General features: G+C 71.2%; 8 protein-coding genes. 4 read left to right on the top strand and 4 right to left on the bottom strand.

What is annotated here, in order from left to right; genetic code table 11:
* Positions 1-225 precede the first annotated feature (225 nt).
* The gene (gene idi, locus FNH04_RS12570; RefSeq protein ID WP_386573887.1) at positions 226-852 is read left to right on the top strand and encodes an isopentenyl-diphosphate Delta-isomerase; all 627 of its coding nucleotides are present in this window, start codon (positions 226-228) and stop codon (positions 850-852) included.
* Positions 853-899: 47 nt separating this feature from the next.
* On the opposite strand, the gene FNH04_RS12575 is transcribed toward idi, so the two are convergent.
* Positions 900-1409, bottom strand: a complete 510-nt coding sequence (locus tag FNH04_RS12575) for an ATP-binding protein (protein ID WP_152783496.1) — start codon at positions 1407-1409, stop codon at positions 900-902.
* A gap of 215 nt (positions 1410-1624) precedes the next feature.
* Positions 1625-2248 carry an HdeD family acid-resistance protein gene (locus tag FNH04_RS12580; protein ID WP_152783473.1) on the bottom strand — a complete coding sequence of 208 codons (624 nt, stop codon included), beginning with the start codon at positions 2246-2248 and terminating at the stop codon, positions 1625-1627.
* Between the two features lie 66 nt (positions 2249-2314).
* On the opposite strand from FNH04_RS12580, the gene FNH04_RS12585 reads away from it, so the two are divergent.
* Complete coding sequence (locus FNH04_RS12585; RefSeq protein ID WP_152783475.1) at positions 2315-3052, top strand: enoyl-CoA hydratase/isomerase family protein; 738 nt, start codon at positions 2315-2317, stop codon at positions 3050-3052.
* 9 nt (positions 3053-3061) lie between these two features.
* Here FNH04_RS12585 and FNH04_RS12590 read toward each other — a convergent pair whose 3' ends face one another.
* Together FNH04_RS12590 and FNH04_RS12595 are read right to left on the bottom strand one after the other, a co-directional pair.
* On the bottom strand, positions 3062-3697 hold the full coding sequence (locus FNH04_RS12590; protein ID WP_152783477.1) for a DJ-1/PfpI family protein: 636 nt from the start codon (positions 3695-3697) through the stop codon (positions 3062-3064).
* 30 nt (positions 3698-3727) lie between these two features.
* On the bottom strand, positions 3728-4693 hold the full coding sequence (locus FNH04_RS12595) for a GlxA family transcriptional regulator (protein ID WP_152783479.1): 966 nt from the start codon (positions 4691-4693) through the stop codon (positions 3728-3730).
* A 182-nt stretch (positions 4694-4875) separates the two neighbouring features.
* Between FNH04_RS12595 and FNH04_RS46510 the strand changes: the two genes are divergently transcribed.
* On the top strand, positions 4876-5019 hold the full coding sequence (locus tag FNH04_RS46510) for an LPFR motif small protein (protein ID WP_194236648.1): 144 nt from the start codon (positions 4876-4878) through the stop codon (positions 5017-5019).
* A 218-nt stretch (positions 5020-5237) separates the two neighbouring features.
* Positions 5238-7611 (top strand): Tex family protein (locus FNH04_RS12600; protein ID WP_322722975.1); only part of this gene is annotated, 2374 nt, incomplete at its 3' end.

Consider the following 7611-nt stretch of genomic DNA (forward strand, 5'->3'; position numbering starts at 1 on the left):
GGCTCGACGCACCCACGGGGCGATCGGAGCGCTTGAACTGGGCGGTTCCCCGCCCCCGGGGCCGGGCACGATCTGATGAACGGCCGGTTTCGGCCTGTGATCACCGCATCTCGCTCCGTCCCCCGCCGGGGTGCCGGAGGGGGACATGCGGAGCCGCGCGAAGTGCCGGAAGTGCTGGTTTCGTGCGGCAGACTTGGGGCTCGACGAACGAGGCGAAGGATGGGTATGGCGATCACACCTGCCACCGCGATGCACAGTTCACCATGGGGGCACCGCCCAGGCCTTGAAGGCTCTGGGGGAGGCAGCACGGATGCGATCCTGCTGGAACTGGTCGACGAGAACGGCACCACGATCGGCACGGCGGAGAAGCTCGCTGCCCACCAGCCGCCCGGACAACTGCACCGGGCCTTCTCCGTGTTCCTCTTCGACGAGTACGGTCGGCTGCTGCTCCAGCAGCGCGCCCTCGGCAAGTACCACTCCCCGGGCGTCTGGTCGAACACGTGCTGCGGCCACCCGTACCCGGGCGAGGCGCCCTTCGCGGCGGCGGCCCGGCGGACGTACGAGGAGCTCGGGGTGTCGCCGACGCTGCTCGCCGAGGCGGGAACGGTCCGCTACAACCACCCGGATCCCGCCTCGGGCCTGGTGGAGCAGGAGTTCAACCATCTCTTCGTGGGACTGGTGCAGTCGCCGCTGAGCCCCGATCCCGAGGAGGTCGGGGCTGCGGCCTTCGTGACACCGGCGGAGCTGGCGGAGCGGCACGCACGGGACACGTTCTCCGCCTGGTTCATGACCGTCCTGGACGCCGCCCGTCCCGCGGTCAGGGAGCTGACGGGCGAGTCCGCGGGATGGTGAGGGGCGCCGGGCTCACCGGGTGAGCCCGGTACGGCGTACGCGATGAGCTAGCCGAGACGTACGGGGTGCAGCGGCAGGGCGACCCAGATCACCTTGCCGCCGCTCGCCGTGTGCTCCACGTCGCACACACCGCCCGCCTCCCTGCTGATCTCACGGACCAGCAGCAGCCCCCGGCCCCCGGTCCGGGCGTGGTCGGCCTCCAGGGCGCTCGGGCGGTACGGGTGGTTGTCCTCCACCGCGACCCGCACCCACTCGGCCCCGACGGCGACCTCCACGGCGATCGTCGGGGAGAGCAGCGCCGCGTGTTTGACCGCGTTGGTCACCAGCTCGGAGACGATCAGCAGCAGCCCATGGAGCAGGTCGTCCGTGAGGGGGACCCCCTGGCGGGCGAGCAGGTCGCGGACGGCGCGGCGCGCCTGCGGCACGGAGGCGTCGACGGCAGGGGCGGTGAAGCGCCAGACCCCTTCGTACGGCAGGGGGCCCGACGGTCTGCGATCGGGGGGTGCGTCACCGCCGACGTCAGGACGCGGGCCCGGCCCTCGCCCCTGGTCGTCCATCGTCCGGTCGCCGCCCTTGCGCTGCATTGTCACCACGCGTCAAGTGTTGGTAACGCAGAGCTGAGATCCGGAGAGCTGAACTGAAGTCGGCGCGTATCGACGCCTACCGGCTGCCTCTTGACCGGGCACGTTCGGGCAGATGACCGCCCCTGCCCGCATCGCACCGCTTTCGGAACTCTTCGGGTTATACGGGGTTGACGCCGGGGCTCGTCCGCTCACGTCCCGGAGGTGTTCCGGCCCTTCCCGGAGGCTCCGTGGTCACCCTCCGTGGTCAGCCGCTCGGTGACCAGGCCGACGACCCGCCGCCCGCCGTAGCCGGTGGCGATCAGGCCGAGTCCGTCGAAGAGCAGCGCGAGCGAGATGAACGTCCCGATGACGTACTGGCTGCTGCTCGGCCAGGTTCCCAGCACCAGGATGCCGAGGAGCAGGCCGAAGGCGCCTTGGACCAGGGTCCAGCCGAACTGCGGGCCGCGCACCACGAGGGCGCCGACCAGGCGGAAGAGGCCACCCGCCAGGAAGAGCAGCGCGGCGAACATGGCGAGGGCCTCGGCCGCGGCGTCCGGGGTCTTGAGGACGACCACTCCGGCCGCGATGTTGAGGGCCGCGACCACGACGCCCAGCCAGAAGAAGTTGGTGCCGCGTGCCTGTACCGCGTGCAGCAGGCCGACCAGGCCGCCGATCAGCAGCAGCCAGCCGAACAGGAGCATCGAGGTCAGGGTCGCGAACGCGGTGTAGAAGAGTCCGATGAGACCCGCGATCACAAGGATCACACCGAGTGCGGCGAGCCAGCTGAAACCGCGGCTGAGCCGGGCGGTCTCGTCACGCTTCGTTCCTGGCATCGGACCCTCCTCTCACCGGGCCCCTTCTTGATCGTACGTTCGAGCAGGGCGGATAGCATCCCGCTCATGGAGCTGCCGCACAGCGTCTCGGACGGGGTCGCCACCGTCGTCATCCGTCATCCGGCCAAGCGCAACGCCATGACCGCCGGGATGTGGCGAGCGTTGCCGCCGCTGCTCGACGGGCTGTCCGCCGACCGCGCCGTACGGGCGCTCGTGCTCACCGGGGAGGGCGACACGTTCTGTGCCGGCGCCGACATCTCGACGCTGCGGGGCTCGCCTGGCGAGGCGCAGGAGCTGGCCGTGCTCGCCGAGGAGGCGCTCGCCGCGTTCCCGAAGCCGACGCTCGCGGCGGTCCGCGGGTACTGCGTGGGCGGCGGCTCCCAGCTGGCGGCGGCCTGCGATCTGCGGTTCGCGGAGGAGGGCGCGCTGTTCGGGGTGACCCCGGCCAAGCTGGGGATCGTCTATCCGGCCTCCTCGACCCGGCGGCTGGTGGCGCTGGTGGGGCCGGCCACCACCAAGTACCTGCTGTTCTCGGGTGAGCTGATCGACGCGGACCGGGCGCTGCGTACGGGACTGGTGGACGAGGTGCTGCCGGCGGGTGAACTCGGCAAGCGGGTCGCGGAGTTCACCCGTGTGCTGGTCTCCCGCTCGCAGTTGACGCAGGCGGCGGCCAAGGAGTTCGCGAACGGCCGTACGGACCGGGACGCCCACTGGGCCGCGCAGGCGCGCGGCAGCGGCGACACCGCGGAGGGCGTCGCCGCGTTCCTGGAGCGCAGGCAGCCGCGCTTCACGTGGAGCGTGTGAGGCTCCCCGCTACGTCAGGGCGAAACGGCTGTTGGTGCGGAACTCCTCCACGAGGTGCGCGGGGGCCTTCTGCGGGGAGCCCGCGTCGTAGGGCGGCTGCGGGTCGTACTCCGTCATGAGCTGTACGGCCTGGGCGTGTTCGTCGCCGGCGATCCGGCCGACCAGGGTCAGGCCCATGTCGATGCCGGAGGAGACCCCGGCCGCGGTGACGTACTTGCCGTCGACGACGACCCGCTCGCCCGTCGACTCGGCGCCGAACTGCTCGAGGAAGTCCAGGGCCAGCCAGTGCGAGGTCGCGCGGCGGCCCTCGAGAAGGCCTGCCGCGGCGAGCAGCAGGGAGCCGGTGCACACGGAGGTCGTCCAGACGCTCGTGCGGTCGGCGGTGCGCAGCCAGTCGAGGAGCGTCTGGTTCTCCATCTGGGCGAACTGGCCGGGGCCGCCCGGGACCACCACGATGCCGGGGTTCGGCACCTCGGCCAGGGTCCTGTCGGCGGTGATCGCCAAGGCGCCGGTGTCACTGCGGACCGGGCCGGTCTCCTCGGCGACGAACACGGTCTCCGCGTCCGGGAGGCGGCCGAGGGTCTCGTACGGGCCGACCGCGTCCAGGGCGGTGAAACGGTCGAAGAGGACGATCGCGATCTGCATGGGTTTCCCTTCAGTGGGCTTCAGTGGGCTTCAGTGGGTGGGAGAGGGCGCCGGACGGAAGCGGCGCCGGTACTCCGCCGGGGCCGCGCCGAGCGTTCTGACGAAGGCGCGCCGCATGGCCTCGGGGGTGCCGTAGCCACAGGCGCGGGAGATCTCCTCGACGCCGTCCGCGCTGTCCTCCAGGAGGCGGCGGGCGTGTTCGAGGCGTACGCGGTCGACGTACCGTCCGGGCGTCATACCGGTCTCGGCCTGGAAGGCGCGGGCGAAGTGGCGGGGCGAGAGGCGGGCGCGGGCGGCGAGCGACTCGACGGTCAGATCGTCGCCCGGATGTTCGGTGATCCACTGCTGGACCTCGCGCAGTGGCTCACGCCGGGCCGTCTGGGCGGCGAGCTGGGCGCTGAACTGGGCCTGGTTGCCCGGGCGGCGGAGGAAGACGACCAGGTGGCGGGCGATGGAGAGGGCGGTGTCCCGGCCCAGGTCCTCCTCGACGAGCGCGAGGGCCAGGTCGATGCCCGAGGTGACGCCGGCCGAGGTGGCGACGTTGCCGTCGCGGACGTAGATCGGGTCCGGGTCGACCTCGATCTCCGGGTGGTCCCGGGCGAGCTTGTCGCAGTACGCCCAGTGGGTCGTGGCGCGGTGCCCGTCCAGGAGGCCCGCCTCGGCGAGCAGGATCGCTCCGGTGCAGACCGAGACGAGGCGCTCCGCGCGCGGGCCGTGCTCGCGCAGCCAGGCGACGAGGTCCGGGGCGGGGCGCCGGGTGCCCTGGCCTCCCGGGACGACCAGGGTGTGCGGGGCGGTCCCGCGCCCGTCGGTGAGGGCGTGGTCCGGGACGAGGGTGAGGCCGCTGGAGGTGCGTACGGGGGTGCCGTCCAGGGTGGCCGTGCGGATGCGGTACGTCCCGGGGCGGTGGAGTTCGGCGCCGTTGAAGACCTCCACCGGGCCGGTGACATCGAGGCTCTGCACGTCGTCGAAGAGGACGACCAGGACGGATCGCATGGCTTCGATTCTTGGCGGCCCTGGTGATGGCCGCAATGACGAGTTCCCCACCTTTCCTGCCATGCGATGAGACGGCCGTGCCCTGCGTGGTCGTGAGGGCGTTGGCATGACCTCGCTTACGCGCGGTACTCGATCGTCTCCCGGCCGTACAAGCCGGGAGACGAAGACGAAAGGGGAAGTACGTGTTCCGTGCGATCGCAGACGTGTTGCGGCAGATCGGTGCGGCCATCGCCACCGTGGTGACGCTGCCGTTCCGTGCCTTGGCCCGACTGTTCGGCGGCGCCTCGGCTTCTACGCACCGCGGCGGGCGGGCCCATCGGGTCTGACCGGCCGACGCGCACGGTGCGCCCGCCCCTTCCGGCGGGTCGTGGCCGGTGCGGTACCACCCGGATCCGCCGTCGCGGCACCTGGCCGCGGCGGCGGATCCGGGTGTGGACCGGAAATTTCCGCTCCGACCCTCCCAGGCGGTGCCCTGATCCCCCGTTGTCGGTGTCGCCTGCCACAATTGCCGCGCAACCTCAGTCAATGAAGGCGGTACGGGATCGTGACGACACCCGGATCCATCGAAGTAGGGTCCATCGAAGGCAGGATCGCCGAGGAGCTCGGCGTACGGGAGCGGCAGGTGAAGGCCGCGGTGGAGCTGCTCGACGGCGGTTCGACGGTGCCCTTCATCGCCCGCTACCGCAAGGAAGCGACCGAGATGCTCGACGACGCGCAGCTGCGCACGATCGAGGAGCGGCTGCGCTATCTGCGGGAGCTGGAGGAGCGGCGCACCGCGATCCTCGACTCGGTGCGCGAGCAGGGCAAGCTGACGCCCGAGGTCGAGGCGCAGATCCGCGGTGCCGAGACGAAGGCGCGGCTGGAGGACATCTATCTGCCGTTCAAGCCGAAGCGGCGGACCAAGGCGCAGATCGCGCGCGAGGCGGGGCTCGAACCGCTGGCCGAGGGGCTTCTGGGTGACCCGTCCGTGGAGCCGCTCGCGGCGGCCGCGGCGTTCGTGGACGCGGACAAGGGTGTCGCCGACCCGCAGGCCGCGCTGGACGGTGCGCGGGCGATCCTCACCGAGCGGTTCTCGGAGGACGCCGACCTGATCGGCGAGCTGCGTGAGCGCATGTGGGTGCGCGGGCGGCTGGCCGCCAAGGTGCGGGACGGCAAGGAGGAGGCGGGCGCCAAGTTCGCCGACTACTTCGACTTCGCCGAACCCTTCACGGAGCTTCCCTCGCACCGCATCCTCGCCATGCTGCGCGGTGAGAAGGAGGAGGTCCTGGACCTCGTCCTGGAGCCCGAGGAGCCCACGGACGGCCCGTCGTCGTACGAGGGCATCGTGGCGAACCGCTTCCAGATCGCCGACCGCGGGCGCCCCGCCGACAAGTGGCTGACGGACACGGTCCGCTGGGCCTGGCGCACCCGGCTCCTCGTCCACCTCGGCATCGACCTGCGCCTGAGGCTGCGTACGGCCGCGGAGGACGAGGCGGTCGACGTGTTCGCGGCGAACCTGCGGGACCTGCTGCTCGCCGCGCCCGCGGGCACGCGCGCGACGCTGGGGCTCGACCCGGGTTTCCGTACGGGTGTGAAGGTCGCCGTGGTCGACGCGACCGGCAAGGTCGTCGCCACCGACGTGATCTATCCGCACGTCCCGGCCAACAAGTGGGACGAGGCGCTCGCCAAGCTCGCGCGGCTCGCCAAGGAGCACGCGGTCGAGCTGGTCGCGATCGGCAACGGCACGGCGTCGCGCGAGACGGACAAGCTCGCCGGTGAGCTGATCAGCAGGCACCCGGAGTTGAAGCTCACCAAGGTGATGGTGTCGGAGGCGGGCGCGTCCGTGTACTCGGCGTCGGCGTTCGCCTCGCAGGAGCTGCCGGACATGGACGTGTCGCTGCGCGGGGCCGTGTCGATCGCGCGCCGGCTCCAGGACCCGCTGGCCGAGCTGGTGAAGATCGACCCGAAGTCGATCGGTGTCGGGCAGTACCAGCACGATCTGTCCGAGGTGAAGCTGTCGCGGTCACTGGACGCGGTGGTCGAGGACTGTGTGAACGGTGTCGGGGTCGACGTCAACACGGCCTCCGCACCGCTGCTGGCCCGTGTCTCCGGTATCTCGTCCGGTCTCGCGGAGAACATCGTGGCGCACCGGGACGCGAACGGTCCGTTCAAGTCCCGCTCCCAGCTGAAGGGCGTGGCGCGGCTGGGTCCGAAGGCGTACGAGCAGTGTGCGGGCTTCCTGCGGATCCGGGGTGGTGACGATCCGCTGGACGCGTCGAGTGTGCACCCGGAGGCGTACCCGGTGGTGCGGCGGATGGTGAAGCGGTCGGGCAGTGAGGTCGCGTCGCTGATCGGCAACACGTCGGTGCTGCGGTCGCTGAAGCCGGGTGACTTCGTGGACGAGACGTTCGGTCTGCCGACGGTGACCGACATTCTGAGGGAGCTGGAGAAGCCGGGGCGTGATCCTCGGCCCGCCTTCAAGACGGCCACGTTCAAGGAGGGCGTGGAGAAGATCTCCGACCTGGCGTCGGGGATGGTCCTGGAGGGGGTCGTCACGAACGTCGCGGCGTTCGGGGCGTTCGTGGATGTCGGGGTCCACCAGGACGGGCTGGTACATGTGTCCGCGATGTCGAAGACGTACGTGAAGGATCCGCGGGATGTGGTGAAGCCCGGAGACATCGTCAAGGTGAAGGTGCTGGACGTCGACATTCCGCGTAAGCGGATCTCGCTGACGCTGCGGCTGGATGACGAGGCGGCGCCTCAGGGGAAGCCGGGGCAGTCTTCTGGTGGGCGCCCGCAGCGGGGTGGCCGTCCGCCTCAGCCGCGGCAGGGCCGTGCTGGTGGCGGTGGCGGTGGCGGTGGAGCGCGGCAGGCGTCCGCGCCGGCGAACAGTGCGATGGCTGATGCCTTGCGGCGGGCGGGGCTGGTGGATCCTAAGC

It is taken from the genome of Streptomyces phyllanthi (genome assembly GCF_009377205.1).
Classification (GTDB): domain Bacteria; phylum Actinomycetota; class Actinomycetes; order Streptomycetales; family Streptomycetaceae; genus Streptomyces; species Streptomyces phyllanthi.

What these genes read in the sequence shown, in the direction of transcription:
- idi (WP_386573887.1), top strand. Translation starts at nt 226, where the DNA reads ATGGCGATCACACCTGCCACCGCGATGCACAGTTCACCATGGGGGCAC.
- FNH04_RS12575 (WP_152783496.1), bottom strand. Translation starts at nt 1,409, where the DNA reads ATGGACGACCAGGGGCGAGGGCCGGGCCCGCGTCCTGACGTCGGCGGT.
- FNH04_RS12580 (WP_152783473.1), bottom strand. Translation starts at nt 2,248, where the DNA reads ATGCCAGGAACGAAGCGTGACGAGACCGCCCGGCTCAGCCGCGGTTTC.
- FNH04_RS12585 (WP_152783475.1), top strand. Translation starts at nt 2,315, where the DNA reads ATGGAGCTGCCGCACAGCGTCTCGGACGGGGTCGCCACCGTCGTCATC.
- FNH04_RS12590 (WP_152783477.1), bottom strand. Translation starts at nt 3,697, where the DNA reads ATGCAGATCGCGATCGTCCTCTTCGACCGTTTCACCGCCCTGGACGCG.
- FNH04_RS12595 (WP_152783479.1), bottom strand. Translation starts at nt 4,693, where the DNA reads ATGCGATCCGTCCTGGTCGTCCTCTTCGACGACGTGCAGAGCCTCGAT.